Genomic DNA, 19,427 nt, shown 5'->3' with positions numbered 1-19,427 from the left:
GCAAAGCTCTCTTTAGCTCTTTGATCCCTGCGGCTCTTGCAACACGACATTATGCGGTGTCCGGCAGGCCGCAAATCGATCAAGTTTCTGATCATAAGCCGACGTCTTTACCGCCATCATGCCGAGCACAGTATGAAACAGATTATCATGCGATGATGGCTCGCCCGCTGTCTTGCGCAGACAAACAAGATTGAGTCCCATATCCGCGACATAATCAGGCGCAAACCATGTAATGAAGGGAACATGCGTCTGCTGCGATGGCGCGATGAAATAGGGCGCGGCGTGAAGGTAAAGACCGTCTTCGCCAAGCGACTCGCCATGATCAGACATATAAATCATCGCGGGTGCAAGCTTGTCCTCATGCGCTTTGAGAAGATCGATGATCTCCGAGAGAATATGATCCGTATAGAGGATCGAATTGTCATAGGCGTTGACAATTTCTTCCCGCGAGCATTTTGCGAAATCATTCGAGCGGCAATCCGGCGTAAAACCTGCATATTCCGCCGGATAGCGGCGATAATAAGCCGGACCGTGACTGCCCGTCATATGCAGAACGATCGTCGTATTTTGCGATATGTCATCCAGTGCCTTTGACAAATTATCGACCAGAATCTGATCAATGCATTCGCCGCCGTCGCAGTAACGCTTGTCTTGTGCACCCTGCAAATCAATGAGTTTGATCCGCTCGGCAACGCCCTTGCTGCCGGTATTATTCTCATACCAGCTCACGTCGACACCTGCATGTTTAAGCACATCCATCAGGTTTTCCGAACCGCGAAATTTCGTATTGGAATAATCCTTGCGGGTGAAAGGCGAAAACATGCAAGGCACAGACACAGAGGTTTCCGTGCCACAACTCGTCGTATCGGTGAAGGCAATAACGTCGCGCTGCTTCAATTCAGGATTGGTTTCCCGCGCATAGCCATTGAGGCTGAAATTCTGCGCACGTGCTGTTTCGCCCACGACGACAACGGTGACAAGCTTTTTGCCTCCCGGCAATTGCGTCAGCGCCTGCCGCGCATCCAACCCAAGCGGCTCCATCACAATAGAGCGGTTTTTATAAACATGCGATACATATTGGATCGTGCTGGCAATCGGTGTGCTTGGCATAAGCTTTTGCATGATATCAGCACCATGCTCACGAAACATCGATGAATAAGCCGCGTAATTCGTACCAATGATGACAAGCGATGCTATGACGCAACTTAGGATAACGCCTGTATTGACCAGCAATTTACCCAGAATGGGTCGATGTTTAACGCGAACCCATACGATGAATAAAGAAGGCACAACACCGTAAAGAAACATGTGCCACATAAAGCTTGGCGTAAGCAGTGCGCCGGATTCAGCCTGCGTTGTCGTCAGCGCCGCTTCAATGACATATTTATCGATAATTGTGCCAAAGGTATCTGTGAAGTAAGAACCGCCAGCCGCGACCAATATGAAAAATATCAGCATCGGCTTGATGACATATTTCGCGGAAAACAAAACAAAAAGTGCCACATAAAGCAGCAAAACAACGACGACTATGCCTGCAAGCCTGAGCGGTGAATCGGCATAAAAATTTCCGGCCGCGCGCCAGAACGATGTGTTTGTAAAAATGAGCACATAAAGTGCCGTTAAAAGGCACAGCGGTCCGCTGGCAATCACAGGACGGAATTTCTGCATGGTACACGCTTTCGAACGGTATTGAATTCGCGCACCCTACAGCGACGACCGAAAACTGGTTGGCTTTATCAGGCACATTTCGGACAAACATGAAATCAAGATGGCTTTTCTACGGCAGATGAGCTGTGTCATCCAACAAGCTTTGACGACATAGCAAAAACGCCGCCCAAAAGGACGGCGTTTTTTCGGTTTTATTTCATGTCAAAGACTGACCCATCCGCCATTTTTATTAGACGATCGCACGCAAGCGTCAATGAAGGCAACGCCCTTCACGCCATCATCGACAGTCGGATAGATCACCGCACTCTCAGGTTTTGTATTGTCGCGTCGCGCCTGAATAGCATTGGCAGCTTCACTGTAGATCGTCGCAAAAGCTTCAAGATAGCCTTCCGGATGACCGCTCGGAATACGCGTGACACGTGTTGCGGCATCCCCGACACCCGCACCACCACGGGTGATTAGGCGCTTCTGTTCACCAAACGGTGTAAACCACAGCCGGTTTGGATCTTCCTGCGCCCATTCAATGCCGCCTTTGGTGCCATAAACACGCAGCCGCAGCGCATTTTCATTGCCCGGTGCCACCTGACTGCACCAGAGCATACCCTTAGCACCACCTGCAAAACGCAGCATCACATGGGCATTATCGTCAAGACGACGCCCCGCAACAAAGCTATCGAGATCAGCCGCCAGGCTGTCCAGCGTCAGGCCGGTGACAAAGGATGCAAGGTTGAACGCATGGGTACCGATATCACCCGTTGCGCCACCAAGACCGGATTGCGCCGGATCGGTGCGCCAGACAGCCCCCTTGGCACCTGTTTCCTCAACCGCTTCGGTGAGCCAGTCCTGCGCATATTCCACCTGCACAACGCGCAGATCGCCAAGCTCACCATTAGCGATCATCTCACGCGCCTGACGAACCATCGGATAGCCGGTGTAATTATGCGTAAGCACAAACAATGCGCCGCTCTCATCGGCCACTTTCTTGAGCTTCTTTGCATCAGCCAAAGTCGAGGTCAGCGGCTTGTCGCAAATCACATGAATGCCGCGGCGCAGAAACTCCTTTGCCGCATCGTAATGCACGTGGTTTGGCGTCACGATCGCCACCGCTTCAATGCCATTCTTAAGGCGTGCTTCGCGGATCGCCATTTCCTTATAGCTTGAGTAAATACGATCTTCCGCAAGCCCAAGTTCGCGTCCCGAAACTTGTGCCTTTTCAGGCGAGGAGGACAATGCGCCGGCCACCAGTTCAAAGCGGTTATCGAGACGGGATGCCATACGATGCACACCGCCGATAAACGCACCGGCACCACCGCCAACCATACCCAAACGAATGCGTGGATTGGCGGTTTCTTTGGTTTTTGCTTCAATGGTCATCGTGTTTCCTCAAAGTCCGAGCATACGCCGGTTGGCTGCATCATCGGTTCCGCCAGCGGCAAAATCATCAAAGGCTTTTTCCGTCACGCGAATGATATGGTGTTTCACAAACTCCGCACCTTCACGCGCACCATCTTCAGGATGCTTGAGCGCACATTCCCACTCAACAACCGCCCAGCCATCGAAATCATTGGCAGCCATTTTCGAGAACACTGCGCCAAAATCAACCTGTCCGTCACCCAGCGAACGGAAACGGCCAGCGCGATTAACCCAGCCCTGATAACCGCCATAGACACCCTGCCGACCTGTCGGATTAAACTCGGCATCCTTGACGTGGAACATCTTGATACGGTCTTTGTAAATGTCGATATTGTCGAGATAATCCAGACATTGCAGCACATAATGCGACGGATCATAAAGCATGTTCGCACGCGGGTGGTTCTTCACCCGCTCAAGGAACATTTCAAACGTCACACCGTCATGCAGGTCTTCGCCCGGATGGATTTCGTAGCAGATGTCTACCCCATGCTCATCTGCATGATCAAGGATCGGTAACCAGCGGCGTGCCAATTCGTCAAAAGCAGTCTCAACCAGACCAGCGGGACGCTGCGGCCATGGGTAGATAAACGGCCACGCCAAAGCACCTGAGAATGTTGCATGAGCGCCAATGCCCAAATTGCGCGAGGCGCGGATGGCCATCTTCACCTGCTCAACCGCCCATGCCTGACGGGCTTTGGGATTACCGCGCACTTCCGGCACAGCAAAACCATCAAATGCTTCATCATAGGCCGGATGAACAGCAACAAGTTGACCTTGCAGATGGGTGGAAAGCTCTGTCACTTCCACGCCGTTTTCACGCGCGACACCGGCAAATTCGTCACAGTAATCTTTGGATTCGGAAGCCTTTTTAAGATCGATCAACTGGCTTGCCCAGGTCGGCACCTGCACACCCGCATAGCCCTTTTCCGCAGCCCATTTGGTAATGCCATCCCATGTATTAAATGGCGCTTCATCGCCAGCAAACTGCCCGAGAAAAATCCCCGGCCCCTTGATCGTTTTCATCAAAAGTCCTCCAAATCGAACGCAACTTTATTGAATTTGTGCAACCGCGCGCCCGTGAACCGGGCGCGCATTTGAATATTAGAACGGTGAATCCGGGAAGTAGAACTGCTCGGCATTGTCCTTGGTGATCAGTGTTGCATCGAGAATATACTCGCCGCTGACCGGAATCTGATCGTAGAAGTGACCGGCTACCAGCTGCATGGCTGTTGAAACCATCGCAGGCGGATAAAGCACATCAACCGGCATGAGCTTGTCGCCGTCCATGACTTTCTTGATCATGTCCTTGGAACCCGCGCCACCGATAACATACTGAATATCATCACGATTGGCCTGTTTGATGGCCTCAAGCACACCAACTGCCATGTCGTCATCTTGACACCAGACGACATCGATCTTCGGATATTTGGTCAGGAAGTCCTGCATCACGCGGAAAGCATCATCGCGATTCCAGTTGCCATACTGGCGATCAAGGACCTTGACGTTGGAGCCTTCAATACCCTTGTCAAAGCCGTCCTGACGCTGCTGATCGATCGGGATCGGCATACCGCGAATGACCACAACCTGAGCATCGGGCATATTTTTAGCGATATATTCGCCTGCAACCTGTCCGAGCGCCGGATTGTTGCCCGCGACGTAAAGATCGCGGATCGAATTGTCGTTATTGCTTGGCGCACGGTCAACAAGCGCAACAAAAGTACCCTTGTCCTTGATTTCCTTGATTGCATTGACCAGTGGATCAGGATCGGTCGGCAAGACGACAAGCCCATCAAGCCCCTGAACGGCAAGATCCTGCAACGCATTTGCCTGACTGGCAGCATCGGGCGATGTCTTGACGATCACGTTAAGCCCCGGATGCTCTTGCATCAAAAGCTTGGCCACACGATCCGCATGATAGACGACACCAGCGGTCCAGCCATGATCCGCAGCAGGAATCGAGACGCCGATCGTTACCTTCTTGTCCTGAGCGCTTGCCATGCCGGTGACGGCCACAGCTCCGGCTGTCAAAGCAGCAAAAGCCAGACTTAAAAACTTTCCTCGCATTTTTTCCTCCCAAGTGGTCGGGGGCTTTACCCTTTGTGACCGGACCGCCCCTTCAATCCTGTCAAACTTGTCATTCGGGGTGTGACATACCTGACATCGCACCCCGGCATTTCATCGTCGCGAGAGCGAGCGTTGCACCAACATAGCGATAATGATGATCGCACCTTGAATGGCGCCGATCAGATATTCGCTGATGAAGTTGGAAAGCAGCATGATATTACCGACGATTTCGAGAATGAAGGCGCCGCAGATCGTGCCCCAGACGCGCCCCACGCCACCGCGCAAAGCCGTACCGCCAACCACAACGGCTGTAATTGCCTGAAGCTCCCACAACATGCCGGTCGTGGCGGAAGTCGAACCCAGTCGTGGAACATAAAGCAAGACGGCGACAGCCACGCAAAGGCCCTGCACAACATAAGCAATGGTGCGAACGCGCCTGACAGAAATACCCGAATAGCGCGCGACATCTTCGCTGGAGCCGACCGCAATGACATGCCGTCCATAGCGCGTGCGATAGAGCACAAAGGCCGCAATTGCTGCCGTTACGAAAATCGCAATGACCGGAATTGGCACACCAAACACATCACCGAAATAAACAGGACGGTAAAGCGACTGGATCTCTGGATTGCGCAGCGTAATAGCCCCGCCCTGCGACAGCCATGTCGTCAGACCGCGATAGATGCCCATCGTGCCAAGTGTTGCGATAAAGGGCTCAATTCCGCCTAGAGTGGTGATCAATCCGTTGGTCAGCCCGCACAGCGCACCCACAACCACGGCCAAAAGCACGGCCGCGATCAACATCATCACCGGATCGGCAATAACGCCGCTATTCATGAACAAAATCATGATGCTGCCGACAAAGGCAGCCATGGCACCAACCGAGAGGTCAAGCCCTCCCGATGAGATGACATAAGTCGCGCCCAGCGCAATGATTGCGATGAAAGCACTGCGCGTTGCAACATTCAGCAAATTGTCGATGCTGATGAAATTCGGATTGGCAAGCGTTCCGAGAACAAGCAGCAAAAGCAGCGCAATAAAAGGCGCGATCGCCCTTAAATCCCAGTCTTTTGACGTCTTCGGCGCTTTGCTCTTGTCATTCACTACGTCAGTCATTCACTCCCCTTTTTATCTATGCTGCTTGCGTGCTGACGCCTGTTGCAAGGACAACAATATCATGCTCGTTCATGCGCTCACCGGTCACCTCACCGGCAATACGGCCCTCACGCATGACGACGATACGATCACATATACCGATCAATTCTGGCATTTCAGACGAAACAACGATGATCGATTTTCCTTCATCGGCCAGATTGGCGATGAATTGATAAATCTGCTCTTTCGTGCCCACGTCGATGCCACGTGTTGGTTCATCAATGATGACAATAGAGGGATTGAGCATCATCATCTTGGCCAGCAGCAACTTTTGCTGATTTCCGCCGGAAAGTTGACCGGCCAGAATATCCTTGCGGCCTGTGCGAATATCAAATTCCTTGATCGCATCATCGAGCGCCACACGCTCCTTTTGCCGGTCGATCTGCAAACCGCGGACAAACTTGCGGATCGATGCCAATGTCAGATTGATGCCAAGGTCTTTGCCAAGCAACAAGCCTTTGCCTTTTCGGTCCTCACTCAGATAAGCGATCCCCGCAGACAAACTTTCATGCGCATTATGGAAATTGACTGCCCTGCCATTGTGGCGAACCTGCCCCTTACCGGGCCGAAGGCCGACAACCGCCTCCATAAGCTCGGTACGCCCCGCACCAACGAGACCTGCAAAGCCCAGAATTTCGCCGCGGCTCAGGGTGAAACTTGCTGTTTTGACATAACCCGGAACGCTGAAATCTTCGACCTCAAGCAACTTTTCCTGCCCATGCTGGGTGGATCTGTCCGGATAAAGCTTGGCAACGTCACGGCCAACCATCAGGCGCGCCATATCATTTGGCTGAAGCTCGGACGTCATGTGAGCAGCAACGAGCGTTCCATCGCGCAGAACCGTGACCCGATCAGAAATTTCTTTCACTTCCGGCAGGCGGTGGGAGATGTAAAGAACGGCAACGCCCTTGGCGCGAATATCGCAAATAACCTTCAGCAGTGCTTCGGTTTCAACCGGCGTCAGCGATGCTGTTGGCTCGTCGAAAATCACAACGCGATGGGGGACAAGCAGCACGCGGGCAATCTGCACCAGTTGACGTTGCGCTATCGACAAACGGCCCACGATGATATCAGGATCAATATCAGCACCAAGATCACGAATGGCTTTGCGCGCGCCCTCGCGCATCGATTTATCATCGACAACAAGCCCGTTAGAAAGCTCACGACCTAAATAGATGTTTTGCGCTACGGTGAGATCAGGCGCCAGCAGAATTTCCTGATGCACGAGCACGATACCCTGCGCCTCGGCCTCCACCGGGTTCGAAAAAGCTATCGGCTTGCCATCAACGCGAATTTCGCCACTGGTCGGACGCTCATTACCGGCAAGAAGCTTCATCAATGTCGATTTGCCAGCGCCGTTTTCGCCGATAATCGCGTGAACTTCGCCGCCGTAAATTTTCAGGTTGATATTCTTGAGAACCTGAACCGGCCCGAAAGACTTCGACAGCGATACCGCTTCGAGAAGCGGAACAGCGTTCTCTTTCTCAGTCGCACTCATGCGCGCACGCCAAAGACAGCGTTGTCTGAACAAGGCGCATTACGGCTTATCAGTGATCCCATATTTGATCGCATGTGAACTCCTCCCAAAGCGTCACGTGAACGATCTTAGCGTCGAGTTTGAGGTACGTAAAGCAAATTGTTCTGATCTTATGGCAGAGGAAATCGGCATTCTGTTTAAGCCATCACGAATTTGAGCTGTTTAGCTTTCGCATTCATTCGACGATGGGAGTAAAATATAAGTATTTCAATTTTATAAGACAGATACGCCGACTCAGGCGCGAGCAAAAGACAGGCGAAGTACATCTCAAAACAACCCTCGCGTGCCCGAAAGAAGGATACTTGTCGGCCTGGTATCTGCGACCCACAAGTATCCGCTGTTGTCGAACGAAAATCGCGCGGATGTCCAACCTCATTGAGGTATCATCGGCTCAACAAGTCGGTGATGGCACGCTCAATGACCGCAGTATCATCATCGTTCATTCCTTCGCCAGCCACATGCCCCCAGACAGATTCCAGGACCCGCAGTTCCGCCTTCGAAATTTGCGACGCTTCCCGGACAGCATCGTCAACTGGAAAATACAGATCACTGGATGCAGGCATAATGATCGTGTCGGCTTGGATTGCGGCCAGCGCCTTGCTGAGATCGCCGAGGTATTTTTCGTTTGCGCTGATGTCGGCATGCTGCCCGGTCCACAGATGGGACAGGATGTCGTTTGCATCCCGTTTTAAAAACCACCCCTCCCAGAAGTCGATGAGGAAGTCATCAAGCGATGCATAGCCCAACGCCTTTTCGTCCAACCGCTGCCGGAAGAATGCCTGCGAAAAGCCCCATGCCGCATAGATACGGGCGGCGACACGCAGCCCACGGTGGGGTGGTTTTGTATAAAAGCCTTTCTTAAAACTGGCATCCAACTCGATTGCAGCGCGCACACTCTCAAAGAACAGATAAAAATGTCGCGATGTGCGGGCAGCACTTTGAAAAGCAAAGAGGCGTTTTACCATATCGGGGAAAGCCGCCGCCCATTCGAACGCCTGCGCACCGCCCAAAGACCAGCCTATGGCGAGATGTATCGTCTCAATGCCAAACCTTTCGGTCAAAAGGCGGTGTTGTTGTTTGACATTGTCGTGGATCGTCACCGTCGGAAAGCGGCTTGCGCCCGCTGGCGCTGGCGTATTGCTGGGAGAACTGGATAGGCTGTTCCCAAACATATCGGGCACAATGATAAAATATTTATCACAATCAAGCGCCCTTCCCGGACCGATTAGCCATGCTGCATCATCATGTGTGGCGGCAAAGGACGTCGGATAAAGGATAACGTTGTCCTTGGCAGGAGCCAGAGTGCCATAGGTTTTATAAGCCAGCTTCGCATCGCGGATGCAGCGTTTTGATTGTAACTGGATGTCGCCAAGTTCAAAAATATCATAGGTCAATTCAGTCTCTCCGTTGAAGAACGAACATGAGAAGCAGCGCAAAAGCGGGTAAAATGGCAGCAAAAAGAAGGTTTGCATGCAGATCGAAGTGGTCGACAGTTAGCCCACCAAGAAACGATCCGGCTGCAATGCCAATGTTGAAGATAGAGACGAAAAGCGCGGTCACGATCTCAATGGCAGATGGTGCGGCTTTCATCATCCATATCTGTAAAGTGACGGAAACACCGCCATAGGCCAGCCCCCATAAAACGAGGAGTCCGAGAGTTGTAGCGGGTGTCTCGCCCAGAACGGCAAACCCCAGGATTGCCGCTGAAAGACCAATAATAATTGACCCGAGAGTTAATCCGAGCCTCTTTGCGGCCATCGTGCCTGCCAGAAAATTTCCCACAATTCCCGCCGCCCCATAAATGAATAACAGCGCAGCGATCCATTCGGGCGCAACCCCGGAGACTGTTCGTAAAAGCGGCCCTATGAACGTGTAGGCCATAAAATGTCCTGCGACGAGCAGCAGCGTAAGGATCAACCCAAGCTGAACCAGCCTGTGCTTTAACACAGCTGTAAATTTGCTGAACCCGATAGACTGATTAACCGGCAAAGCAGGTAAAACCAACAGACTAAGACCGAGCACGGTCGCACTGAACCCTGCCATTGTGCCAAATGCCCATCGCCACCCGGCGGCATCCCCAATCATGGCGCCAAGCGGCACACCCATCACCGACGCGGCGGCGACGCCACCAAAAATGATTGCCGTCGCCACTCCAACGGATTGGGCTGGCGCCAGTCGCGGTGCAAGTCCTCCGGCAACAGCCCATATACCGCCCATACAAAACCCAACGGCGACCCGCGCGACAAGGAGCCATTGGAAGGATGGGGCAATGGCCGAGGCAATATTGGCGACAGTCAACACAGTGAGAAGACCAGCAAGAATTTTCCGTCTGTCAATGTCGCCCGCTATGGCAACGACAACAGGGGCAAAGAATGCTGCAAGGATTGCAGGGGCCGAGATTATAAATCCGGCGGTTCCGACTGAAACATCCATTGCCCTTGCAATTGCGGTCATGAGGCCGACAGGCAGCATTTCTGTTGTCACGACCGCGAAAGTCGTGAGGCCCACCACATAGACCGATGCCCATCCTCCATATTTCGTCGTCTGTTCTGATTCAGTCATCATATCCATATCGGCTACCTCTTATCGAAGGCGAAAGAACTGCGCCCCAGCGTGAGTGCAGTCTTTACTGGGTCTGATAAATTGATAAAGTGATTGAAATCGGCAACAGATGGGACAATTTGGATACAATGCTTGATCATTTTGGTGATGTGCTGGCCTTTGTTCGTGTTGCAGACACAGCAAGCTTTACCCAGGCTGCCGAGAAGCTAGGCGTCACGCGATCAGCCGTCGGAAAGAGCATTGCCCGGCTTGAAGAAAACCTCGCCACCCGTTTGGTCCACCGTACAACGCGCAGTGTCAGCCTGACCGAGGAAGGCCGACTGTTTTATGACCACGCGCTGCGCATCCTGTGCGAGGTCGATGATGCGGAGGCGATACTGGCTGAGCGCAATCAAGTCCCCAAGGGCCGACTTCGCCTTGATGTGCCAACGGCTTTTGGTCGATTGCACGTGCTGCCCGTGCTTCACCGATTTTTGGCTGACTGGCCAGAGTTGGAAGCAGACATCACATTCTCAGACGATTATTGCGATCTCGTCAGCGATGGAATTGATGTCGCCGTTCGCATTGGTGGACCGACTGACAGTGGATTGATCCGACAGGTTCTCGCCCCCCACCATCTTATCACCTGCGCCTCACCGGCCTATCTGCAACAGCACGGAACCCCGCAAGGTCTAGACGATCTCCAGCATCACAAGAAGATTGTATTCACCTATGCAAACGCGCCAGTGCCATGGCGTTACCAGATCGGTGACGAGCTACGTGACGTTGCCGTTCAGGGGAACTTAAGGCTCAATAACACCGAAGCCATTCGCGATGCAGCGCTCAACAGTCTTGGCATTGCCCAGCTTGGGGCTTTCCTCGTCGGCGAAGATATAAAGCGGGGTCGCCTTGTGCCTGTCCTGCAGGCGCAACACCGCCAAGAACTGCCAATCACCGCAGTTTACCCCACCCGCCGTCACGTCTCGCCCAAGGTGCGCCGTTTTATAGAAGCACTGCGCCGAGAATGGGCGGCAGGTCCGCCATGGGCATAAGTTGACCGCCAGCGCGTCTGTCAGCACACGTTTGACCAGACACGCTTTGATAAGGCGCATAAATCAGGGTCGATGGCACGTCCTCAATCGCGTTTGAGGTCTCCAATGCCCTGATTTTGAAGCATGTGAGCCGTGTTAAATCAACCAAGAGGCTTTCATGCTGAAGTTTTCCTTTTTGACTGCCGCAATGTGGCTGTCCATCGCAACGCTCGCTCATTCTGCCGAAACTGTCGGTTTTAGGCAGATTGAACTTGATAAAGGCGCTGCGCGATCCCTGCCTATTGCGATCTGGTATCCAACGGATGATCCGTCCAAAACCTCAACTGTAGGCGAGAATAGCGTATTTTATGGCACGCCCGCAGTGAAAGAAGCAGCCCCCACGCCCGGTTCGCATCCGCTGGTGGTTCTTTCGCATGGGTATGGCGGTAACTGGCGCAATTTAAACTGGCTTGCGAGCGATCTTGCTCAGCAAGGCTATATTGTCGCTGCACCGGATCACCCTGGGACAACGACCTTCAATAAAAATGCGGATCAGGCTGGCAAATTATGGGAACGGCCACATGATCTGAGCCGTGTTATCGATGCCCTGATGGCCGATCCTCAACTTGGCGGACAAATTGATGCACAGCGGATTGCCGCTATCGGCCATTCGTTAGGCGGATGGACCGTAACCGCGCTTGCAGGTGCGCGCTTTGATACTGCCCGCTTCGAACAGGATTGCAAGATCCATACTAGCCCCCGTGCGTGCAGCCTTTCGGCAGAACTCGGGCTTGGAAACCGCGAACTTGAGAAGGAAATGGGTGATCCGCGTCTTGGAGCTTTCATTTCCCTTGATTTGGGGCTGGCGCGCGGGTTTTCGCCGGAAAGTCTGGCAAGCATCGACATCCCGTCACTTGTTATCAGTGCTGGCACTGATATTGGCGATATGCCTGCCGTGCTTGAAAGCGGCTATCTTGCGCAGCATTTGCGCAAAGCCTCTTCGACCTATGTCGACATTCCCGATGCACTTCATTTCAGTTTCATGCAGCTTTGCAAACCCGGCGCTGCCGCACTGATTGAAGAAGAAACGCCAGGTGACGGGATTGTTTGCAAGGAGGCGGGAACACGCGAGCGCGAAGAAATCCACCGGGAGATTTCCTTTCTGGTAATCGGGTTTCTAGCCACGGCCCTCCCGATCAAACCATAGGACCACGCTCGGTATTCGTGCGCTGTGCGCCCAGGCGACGATAGTCGCTTGGGGTCGCGCCGGTCACTCTGGTAAATTCCCGATTGAAGTTTGACTTCGTTTGAAAGCCGCATTCGAACATCACGGCTGTGATCGGCAGATCCGTCTCTTCCAGCAGGCGCCGGGCGTCCCGGATCCGGTATTCGTTGACGACTTGAGACACATTGCGCCCAAGCGCACGGTTGATTGCCATTGATATTTGCCGGGAAGGAATACCAAGTTGGCGTGATAGCCGGCTCAGTGTCAGATCAGGATCGCGATAAAGCTTCTTCGAAAGCATCATCACATCGACCATATCAACGATCTGCCGATCTTGCTCTGTGATAAACGGAACCTCCGGCTCAGCCTCGCGGTTCTCATCATCAGGTATGCTTCGACCGATAACAGCAATTGCATAAGCAATGATCGGAAGCATGATCATATTGGCGATCCCAACGATCAAAGCCGCGTGGTGTCCACGATAAAAACCGAAATCTCCGGCAATTATGAGATCAATAATCCCCGAAAAAAGCAGAAGACCACCAACCGTGGAAACGGCCTTGAGCGCGCCGTCCGTATCGCTCAGTCGGACGCGTTCAAAACAATCAGCCCCCGCAGACCCACTGCGAAGAAGAGCAGCCCCGTACCCGAAGTAAACAACGGCGAGAATAAGATCAATCGGCGGATGCCATTGAACCCAAAAGGCCGAAAGGAACACCACCGCTGCGGGAAGAAGAAAATGCGGCCATGCCCGCATTGCAGATGACTGCCGCAGTCTTGAAAAGCAAAGCCAGGCGACCGGTGGCAAGAGCGAAGCAATGGCCGGCTGGATGAAACGAATCCATGGAAGATCGATACTCCAGCGCAATCCAACCGTGATCATCAAAAGAATACAAGCGCTGATGAAGACGGGGGCCGGTCTGAAAAATGCCCTCTTCTCAACAAACACGCGAATAAGCAGAATGCTCAAGAGCAGGGCGACAACAAAGGGCAATGGTATCGCCGGCATAAAAATGTTCTCTGCTTTCGTTACATTCGCGTGCCCAAACGGGCTAGAGCATTTCCTGTTTTGATTAAATCATCGGAAATGCCCTATCTATTTGTTTTCAAGCGTTATCCCACGCAAACCGCTGCGCAGTTTTGCTGAAAAGACCCTAACCAACTATCATTCCGAAGCCAATGGCCGCAAGAAAAGGTCAGCTTACGCGCGTCTGCTCCAAAATGCGTCATGAAAAGCCATGCCGACCAGCATCGCAACAACGAACAGAATGCTCTGCGGCAACCCGAGCGACAATGATGCGATGGCAGGACCGGGACAGAAGCCACCGATCCCCCAGCCCAGACCAAACAGCGCAGAGCCTAGAATCAGTGGCGTATCAATTCGCCGGTTGGTGGGCATATGAAACGTCTCGGCAAAAACAGGATGCTGCATCCGCTTCGCTATCTGTACGCCAATAAAGGCCACCATCACGGCGCCGCCCAGAACAAAGGCAAGACGTGGATCCCATGCGCCAAAAATATCGAGAAAGCCTTGCACGTTGACCGGATTCAGCATTCCAGACAAAGACAGGCCGAAGCCAAAAATGCCCCCAGCGGCAAGAGCAACGCAGAACTCATAGATCTTCCGGTTCATAGGCCCAGCCCCCTCAGCACAGTCACGGCAATCACTCCAGTTGTCAGGAAAGTGGCAACTGCGGCCATAGATCGTGGTGACAGACGCGCGAGTCCCAGCACGCCATGGCCGCTGGTGCAACCCGATCCCATGCGCGATCCAAAGCCAACCAGCAAACCGGCGACGATGATCAGTGGCCAGCCAACCGTGATCTGAACAGCTGGCCAATTGCCAAAAATGATCAGATAGGCGACCGGGCCAAGTATGAGCCCCAGAACGAAGGCAAAGTTGAGCAGCACACCGTTCCCCTGTATCAGGCGTCCGACAATGCCACTGATCCCTGCAATCCTGCCGTTAAGGACCAGCAGCATCGCGGCGGAAGTGCCGATTAGCATCCCACCAACCAGCGATGAGAGGTAAATGTTCATTTTTGTGTCTCCACGCAGAAAATGGCATAAAGGGCATTGATCAATTGTGCCGCCTTGTCTTCCGTCAGGCTGTAAAAGATTTGTTTCCCCTCGCGCCTGGTTTCGACAATCCCCGAACCGCGCAAAACGGTCAGGTGCTGCGACAGATGCGGTTGGTGAACATCAACTTTTTCTTCGAGTTCGCCGACGGAATATTCGCCTTCCACCAAACTGCAGACAAGCATCAACCGCGCCGGATGCGACAGCGTTTTGAGCAGGTTTGCAACCTCACCTGCTCGCGAAGAAAGCTCTGTTGGGGACAAACCACCCTTCATCATCATATTCATGTCATTGGTCATTCCCATGCAGCTCCCTCCAATGCGTCCAGTGGAAACTTAAGGTAGCGCTTTCCGTTGGCTTCCGGCTCAGGAAGACGCCCGCCGCGTATGTTCACCTGCAAGGCATGCAGGATCAGTTTAGGCATCGGCAATGTCTTGTCCCGTTTGTTGCGCAGTGCAACAAACGCATCTTCCGTCATGCTGGCAATATGGGCATTAAACTTCTTCTGATCCCCAACCGTGCTTTCCCAGCGTGGTGCCCGACCGCACGGCTGATAGTCGTGGCCGGTGAATATTCTGGTTTCATCCGGAAGCCTCAGGATCGCCTGGATCGAATGCCACAAGACATCTGCATCTCCGCCGGGAAAATCGGCGCGCGCCGTGCCGCTGTCGGGCATAAAGAGCGTGTCATGAACGAAGGCAGCGTCACCGATCACGTAAGTGATCGAAGCAAGCGTGTGTCCGGGAGAAAACATCACCGTGGCATTGATCGAGCCAATACTGAATGTATCGCCATCAACAAACAGCCGATCCCATTGCGAGCCATCAGCAGCCAGCTCAGGCCAGTTGTAGATTTGCTTCCAAAGCGCCTGAACATCGACAACATGCTCGCCTATCGCAGTTTTTGCGCCGGTTTTCTCTTTCAGGTACTGCGCTGCGGAAAAGTGGTCGGCATGCGGATGCGTGTCGAGTATCCATTCGACCGTCAAATCATTCTCGCGAACGTAATCAAGGATCGCGTCTGCATTGGCCGTCGCGGTTGAGCCTGACTTTTCATCAAAGTCGAGAACCGGATCAATTATGGCGCACATACGGGTTTCTGGATCTGACACCACATACTGCACGCTCCAGGTCCTTTTGTCGAAGAAGCCCTTTACCTGCGGTCGACGTTGCTTAAACTGCTTGAACCAAGCAATGGCAGCACTCATATCAAAACCATGAAGACGCCCCAATGCCGTGACCTCATCGGCAGACATTCGCCCATCAAGCATCTCGCCAATCAGGTGAAGGCTAAGCGCGCGAGTCCCTGTCCTGCAGTGAGCGAGCACCGGCCCTTCAGACTCTCTGACCACCTTTTGAAAAGCCCGCACATCGGCCTCAGTGATCGAATTCATTGTAACCGGAATGAAACTATAGGAGAGACCGCTTTGACGGGCCAGATCGTATTCAGTTTGGTTTCCGGGCTGATCAGCATCTTCGCCATCGGGTCGGTTATTGATAAGCGCCCCAAAGCCACGGCCACGCAGTGAATGCAACTCATCCAAGCTTGGCTGAGACGATACCGACAGCTTTTCTGATATCCTGGTGATAGGCATTTTTGCCTCCTATTGGTTCAATATAAAAAATAATATAATATATATTGAATTGCTGTGCAATCCCTCATCTTAATAGTTTTATCAACCACTCTGCCTGCACAACTCCCTTTAGGCTCAAGTGTGTGCAGGCCATTAATGACAAAAAAGTAGCCCACTGGTAAAAGGTCCCATTAAAGCTAAGATAGCAGCGGACATTGATTGGCGGGAGACGAATATATGACCCGATCACATACAGAGAAACATCTCGTATCCCGGATCGGCTGGCTGCGCGCTGCAGTCCTTGGGGCAAATGATGGTATTGTCTCAACGGCCAGTCTGATTATGGGTGTCGCATCCGCCTCACCTGGCACAACACAGATCATGGTTGCTGGCGTTGCAGGCCTTGTCGCCGGCGCAATGTCCATGGCAGCAGGTGAATATGTTTCGGTCAGCTCTCAGTCTGACACGGAAACAGCCGACCTCGCCCGTGAGCGAAAAGAACTGGAAACGCAGCCCGAAGCCGAGCTTGACGAGTTAACGCAAACCTATATTGAACGGGGCCTGACCCATGATCTGGCGCGGCAGGTGGCAGTTCAACTAACGGCACACAACGCTCTCGAAACGCACGCCCGCGAAGAACTCGGCATCGTCGAGCACATGGAAGCGCGCCCTGTGCAGGCAGCACTGACGTCCGCCGCCACTTTCTCAGTTGGTGCAGCTCTACCGCTCTTCATGGTCATCATCGCGCCGCCTTCGATCCTGCTGTACGCAGTCGCCATCGCTTCCTTGCTGTTTCTGGCTTTACTTGGCGCAATCGGGGCCAAAACAGGAGGGGCAGATGTGATGAAAGCCACCGCGCGGGTTACTTTCTGGGGCGCATTGGCAATGGCACTGACCGCAGGCATAGGCGCCCTGGTCGGCACGGCCGTCTGATCATCTCCATGCTGTTTTGGCTGCGCACCTTAAGACAAGTTGGCAAGCGCCAGCACCCTTCGAAAAAGCACGCAATAACCCATGGCTTATATGACGGCAGAAGCATCGAAGATGTCTTTATTCTCACCTCTCTCGTTGCCATAAGCGCGCGTTTCGAACGCCGGTTCCCTCTTCCAAAACGCTTATGCGGAGACGTGAAAAATGCAACGCTCGGCTAAAGACACGTTTAAAGCCAGTCTTCTGATATTTGCCCTTTGCGGGCTAATTATCGGGCTCGTCCTGCATTTTTTCAATTATACGCAAAGCGCACGGCTCACTTGGACCATTGCCACTTTGCCGGTACTTGCTTCGTTATTCGTCGATATCATCCGCAGCCTATGGCGACGAGAATTTGGGCTGGATATCGTTGCTGCGATGTCAATGTCGGCGGCTCTTGCATTTGGGGAAACACTGGCGGCCACAATTGTGGCGCTCATGTACACAGGCGGAGCGTTCCTTGAAAATTTTGCCGAAGGGCAAGCACGGCGCGAAATGCATGATCTGCTGTCTCGTGTTCCACGAACGGCAATGCGGTATGAGAATGACCACCTGCAGGAAGTTGCCGTTGATATCGTTCGGCAGGATGATCGGCTGCTGATCCGGCAGGGCGAAATCATCCCCGTCGATGGAAGCATCGCGTCCGAAAATGCCTTCATAAACATGTCGGCACTGACGGGAGAGTCACTTCCCGTTTCACTTTCTCGCGGCGCGGATGTGCTCAGTGGCTCGATGAATGCTGGTGATGCTTTTGATATCGTTACCAAGCACGAAGCCAAGGACAGCACCTACGCTGGCATTGTTCGCCTTGTCGAAAAGGCTCAGCACTCAAAGGCTCCAATGTCGAGGCTGGCAGATCGCTGGTCTGTCGGCTTTCTGATTGTGACCATCGTGATCGCGTTTTGCGCATGGTGGCTCACGGGAGACCCGATCAGGGCGGTGGCGGTTCTTGTTGTGGCAACACCCTGCCCTCTCATTCTTGCAGTCCCCGTCGCTCTTGTTGCGGGTGTCTCACGCTGCGCTCACTTCGGCGTTTTGGTCAAAGGTGCCCGTCCATTGGAGAATATGGCCCGCATCAATACGCTGGTGCTGGACAAGACAGGAACTCTGACCGATGGCCGCCCGCAGATTGTTTCTATCCATGTTGAGCAGGGATTCACCGAAAATGAGGTGCTGCGGTTCGCTGCCTCTCTTGATCAAATGTCCAAACATCCAATGGCGCAGGCACTGGTATTGGCAGCGCAAAGACGTGGCATCAATCTTGCGCTACCATCAGAGGTTTCGGAAATTGCCGGAGATGGCGTGGCAGGGCGTGTCGATAGCAGAAACATTGCTGTCGGCGGCAATAGCTTCGTTGGAAAACAGACACAGTCAGAGCAGATTGAAGTCCCTGAAACAGAAGCCGGGTCTGCCGTGGTTGCAGTGGCAATAGACGGCAAGATGGCGGGCTTCATCATTATGGCCGACCGCGTGCGCAGCGATGTCATGCAGACGCTCAACGGGCTACGCAAGGATGGCATCAAGCGCATCATTCTGGCAACCGGCGATCGCGATGCAGTTGCCCAACGCATTGCAAGCGGACTGGGGATGGATGCAATCCGCTCCGAACTGACACCCGATCAAAAGGTGCACACAGTCATCAGCGAGCGAAAATACGGCCCGGTGATGATGGTCGGCGACGGGGTGAACGACGCGCCGGCGCTTGCCGTTGCAGACGTCGGGGTTGCGATGGGAGCCAGAGGTGCCGCAGCGTCTGCAGAAGCAGCTGACGTCGTGCTTCTCGTCGACAGGATAGATCGGCTCCGCACGGGTATAGAGATCGCTCAACGGTCGCGCGGTATCGCTTTAGAGAGTGTTGTCTTAGGCATAGGCCTATCCATTATAGCAATGATCGTGGCAGCGCTTGGTTATCTGCCTCCAGTTCAAGGCGCGATCCTTCAGGAAGCCATTGATGTCGCAGTGATCCTGAATGCGCTGCGGGTGCTGAGGACCTCTCCTGCATCAGGCTGATCCGCCAGAAAATTCCCAAGATTATTGCGTTTTCCTGTTTCATGAAAACATTTCCAATGTTCCAATCAAAACAGGAAATGCTCTAAGCGGTGCTTCCTTCAAAGCCCCGACTACCCCTTGCTTTAAGCCCTCAATCACGGAAACTGAAAGACCATCGGACAGGTC

The 19,427-nt window shown here is 53.2% G+C and carries 17 protein-coding genes; 4 read left to right on the top strand and 13 right to left on the bottom strand.

Features of this window, described 5'->3' with window-relative positions; all coding sequences use genetic code 11:
- Positions 1–12: 12 nt before the first annotated feature.
- The 8 genes from OPR82_RS12320 to OPR82_RS12285 all read right to left on the bottom strand — a co-directional run bounded on the left by OPR82_RS12320 (position 13) and on the right by OPR82_RS12285 (position 10,399).
- Complete coding sequence (locus OPR82_RS12320) at positions 13–1,668, bottom strand: phosphoethanolamine transferase (RefSeq protein ID WP_265985090.1); 1,656 nt, start codon at positions 1,666–1,668, stop codon at positions 13–15.
- Between the two features lie 201 nt (positions 1,669–1,869).
- Complete coding sequence (locus OPR82_RS12315) at positions 1,870–3,042, bottom strand: Gfo/Idh/MocA family protein (protein WP_265985089.1); 1,173 nt, start codon at positions 3,040–3,042, stop codon at positions 1,870–1,872.
- A 9-nt stretch (positions 3,043–3,051) separates the two neighbouring features.
- Entirely contained in the window at positions 3,052–4,104 is a 1,053-nt protein-coding gene (locus tag OPR82_RS12310; RefSeq protein WP_265985088.1) for a sugar phosphate isomerase/epimerase family protein, read from the bottom strand.
- A gap of 78 nt (positions 4,105–4,182) precedes the next feature.
- Positions 4,183–5,145, bottom strand: coding sequence for a substrate-binding domain-containing protein (locus tag OPR82_RS12305; protein ID WP_265985087.1), 963 nt, complete (start codon positions 5,143–5,145; stop codon positions 4,183–4,185).
- A 111-nt stretch (positions 5,146–5,256) separates the two neighbouring features.
- Positions 5,257–6,258 (bottom strand): ABC transporter permease, encoded by a 1,002-nt coding sequence (locus OPR82_RS12300; RefSeq protein ID WP_265985086.1) that lies wholly within the window; start codon positions 6,256–6,258, stop codon positions 5,257–5,259.
- A 16-nt stretch (positions 6,259–6,274) separates the two neighbouring features.
- Complete coding sequence (locus OPR82_RS12295; RefSeq protein WP_265985085.1) at positions 6,275–7,795, bottom strand: sugar ABC transporter ATP-binding protein; 1,521 nt, start codon at positions 7,793–7,795, stop codon at positions 6,275–6,277.
- A 422-nt stretch (positions 7,796–8,217) separates the two neighbouring features.
- Entirely contained in the window at positions 8,218–9,228 is a 1,011-nt protein-coding gene (locus OPR82_RS12290) for an alpha/beta fold hydrolase (RefSeq protein ID WP_265985084.1), read from the bottom strand.
- Between the two features lies 1 nt (position 9,229).
- Complete coding sequence (locus OPR82_RS12285; RefSeq protein WP_265985083.1) at positions 9,230–10,399, bottom strand: MFS transporter; 1,170 nt, start codon at positions 10,397–10,399, stop codon at positions 9,230–9,232.
- 125 nt (positions 10,400–10,524) lie between these two features.
- Here OPR82_RS12285 and OPR82_RS12280 point away from each other — a divergent pair, with 125 nt between their 5' ends.
- Both OPR82_RS12280 and OPR82_RS12275 read left to right on the top strand, forming a co-directional pair.
- Entirely contained in the window at positions 10,525–11,427 is a 903-nt protein-coding gene (locus OPR82_RS12280; RefSeq protein WP_265985082.1) for a LysR family transcriptional regulator, read from the top strand.
- A 157-nt stretch (positions 11,428–11,584) separates the two neighbouring features.
- Positions 11,585–12,613 carry an alpha/beta hydrolase family protein gene (locus OPR82_RS12275; RefSeq protein ID WP_265985081.1) on the top strand — a complete coding sequence of 343 codons (1,029 nt, stop codon included), beginning with the start codon at positions 11,585–11,587 and terminating at the stop codon, positions 12,611–12,613.
- On the opposite strand, the gene OPR82_RS12270 is transcribed toward OPR82_RS12275, so the two are convergent.
- The 5 genes from OPR82_RS12270 to blh all read right to left on the bottom strand — a co-directional run bounded on the left by OPR82_RS12270 (position 12,603) and on the right by blh (position 16,304).
- Positions 12,603–13,640: a helix-turn-helix domain-containing protein gene (locus OPR82_RS12270; RefSeq protein WP_265985080.1), complete on the bottom strand. Its 1,038-nt coding sequence runs from the start codon at positions 13,638–13,640 to the stop codon at positions 12,603–12,605. The genes OPR82_RS12275 and OPR82_RS12270 overlap by 11 nt on opposite strands.
- 192 nt (positions 13,641–13,832) lie before the next feature.
- Positions 13,833–14,264 (bottom strand): YeeE/YedE family protein, encoded by a 432-nt coding sequence (locus OPR82_RS12265; RefSeq protein ID WP_265985079.1) that lies wholly within the window; start codon positions 14,262–14,264, stop codon positions 13,833–13,835.
- Positions 14,261–14,671 carry a YeeE/YedE family protein gene (locus tag OPR82_RS12260; RefSeq protein ID WP_265985078.1) on the bottom strand — a complete coding sequence of 137 codons (411 nt, stop codon included), beginning with the start codon at positions 14,669–14,671 and terminating at the stop codon, positions 14,261–14,263. Before OPR82_RS12260 ends, OPR82_RS12265 begins: the two co-directional genes overlap by 4 nt.
- Positions 14,668–15,015, bottom strand: a complete 348-nt coding sequence (bigR, locus tag OPR82_RS12255) for a sulfite-sensing transcriptional repressor BigR (protein WP_265985077.1) — start codon at positions 15,013–15,015, stop codon at positions 14,668–14,670. Before bigR ends, OPR82_RS12260 begins: the two co-directional genes overlap by 4 nt.
- Entirely contained in the window at positions 15,006–16,304 is a 1,299-nt protein-coding gene (gene blh / locus OPR82_RS12250) for a bifunctional sulfur transferase/dioxygenase Blh (RefSeq protein ID WP_265985076.1), read from the bottom strand. The genes bigR and blh overlap by 10 nt, the downstream gene beginning before the upstream one ends.
- Before the next feature lie 216 nt (positions 16,305–16,520).
- On the opposite strand from blh, the gene OPR82_RS12245 reads away from it, so the two are divergent.
- Positions 16,521–17,216 (top strand): VIT1/CCC1 transporter family protein, encoded by a 696-nt coding sequence (locus OPR82_RS12245; RefSeq protein ID WP_265985075.1) that lies wholly within the window; start codon positions 16,521–16,523, stop codon positions 17,214–17,216.
- A 201-nt stretch (positions 17,217–17,417) separates the two neighbouring features.
- Positions 17,418–19,262, top strand: a complete 1,845-nt coding sequence (locus tag OPR82_RS12240) for a heavy metal translocating P-type ATPase (protein ID WP_265985074.1) — start codon at positions 17,418–17,420, stop codon at positions 19,260–19,262.
- The last annotated feature ends 165 nt before the right edge of the window (positions 19,263–19,427 follow it).

Source organism: Ochrobactrum chromiisoli (genome assembly GCF_026241335.1).
Taxonomy (GTDB): domain Bacteria; phylum Pseudomonadota; class Alphaproteobacteria; order Rhizobiales; family Rhizobiaceae; genus Brucella; species Brucella chromiisoli.
This window is presented reverse-complemented; position numbering and strand designations above follow the sequence as displayed.

Coding starts and splice junctions, on each gene's coding strand:
- OPR82_RS12320 (WP_265985090.1), bottom strand. CDS start 1,668: ATGCAGAAATTCCGTCCTGTGATTGCCAGCGGACCGCTGTGCCTTTTA.
- OPR82_RS12305 (WP_265985087.1), bottom strand. CDS start 5,145: ATGCGAGGAAAGTTTTTAAGTCTGGCTTTTGCTGCTTTGACAGCCGGA.
- OPR82_RS12315 (WP_265985089.1), bottom strand. CDS start 3,042: ATGACCATTGAAGCAAAAACCAAAGAAACCGCCAATCCACGCATTCGT.
- OPR82_RS12240 (WP_265985074.1), top strand. CDS start 17,418: ATGCAACGCTCGGCTAAAGACACGTTTAAAGCCAGTCTTCTGATATTT.
- OPR82_RS12280 (WP_265985082.1), top strand. CDS start 10,525: ATGCTTGATCATTTTGGTGATGTGCTGGCCTTTGTTCGTGTTGCAGAC.
- OPR82_RS12265 (WP_265985079.1), bottom strand. CDS start 14,264: ATGAACCGGAAGATCTATGAGTTCTGCGTTGCTCTTGCCGCTGGGGGC.
- OPR82_RS12245 (WP_265985075.1), top strand. CDS start 16,521: ATGACCCGATCACATACAGAGAAACATCTCGTATCCCGGATCGGCTGG.
- bigR (WP_265985077.1), bottom strand. CDS start 15,015: ATGGGAATGACCAATGACATGAATATGATGATGAAGGGTGGTTTGTCC.
- OPR82_RS12310 (WP_265985088.1), bottom strand. CDS start 4,104: ATGAAAACGATCAAGGGGCCGGGGATTTTTCTCGGGCAGTTTGCTGGC.
- blh (WP_265985076.1), bottom strand. CDS start 16,304: ATGCCTATCACCAGGATATCAGAAAAGCTGTCGGTATCGTCTCAGCCA.
- OPR82_RS12260 (WP_265985078.1), bottom strand. CDS start 14,671: ATGAACATTTACCTCTCATCGCTGGTTGGTGGGATGCTAATCGGCACT.
- OPR82_RS12285 (WP_265985083.1), bottom strand. CDS start 10,399: ATGATGACTGAATCAGAACAGACGACGAAATATGGAGGATGGGCATCG.
- OPR82_RS12300 (WP_265985086.1), bottom strand. CDS start 6,258: ATGACTGACGTAGTGAATGACAAGAGCAAAGCGCCGAAGACGTCAAAA.
- OPR82_RS12295 (WP_265985085.1), bottom strand. CDS start 7,795: ATGAGTGCGACTGAGAAAGAGAACGCTGTTCCGCTTCTCGAAGCGGTA.
- OPR82_RS12270 (WP_265985080.1), bottom strand. CDS start 13,640: ATGCCGGCGATACCATTGCCCTTTGTTGTCGCCCTGCTCTTGAGCATT.
- OPR82_RS12275 (WP_265985081.1), top strand. CDS start 11,585: ATGCTGAAGTTTTCCTTTTTGACTGCCGCAATGTGGCTGTCCATCGCA.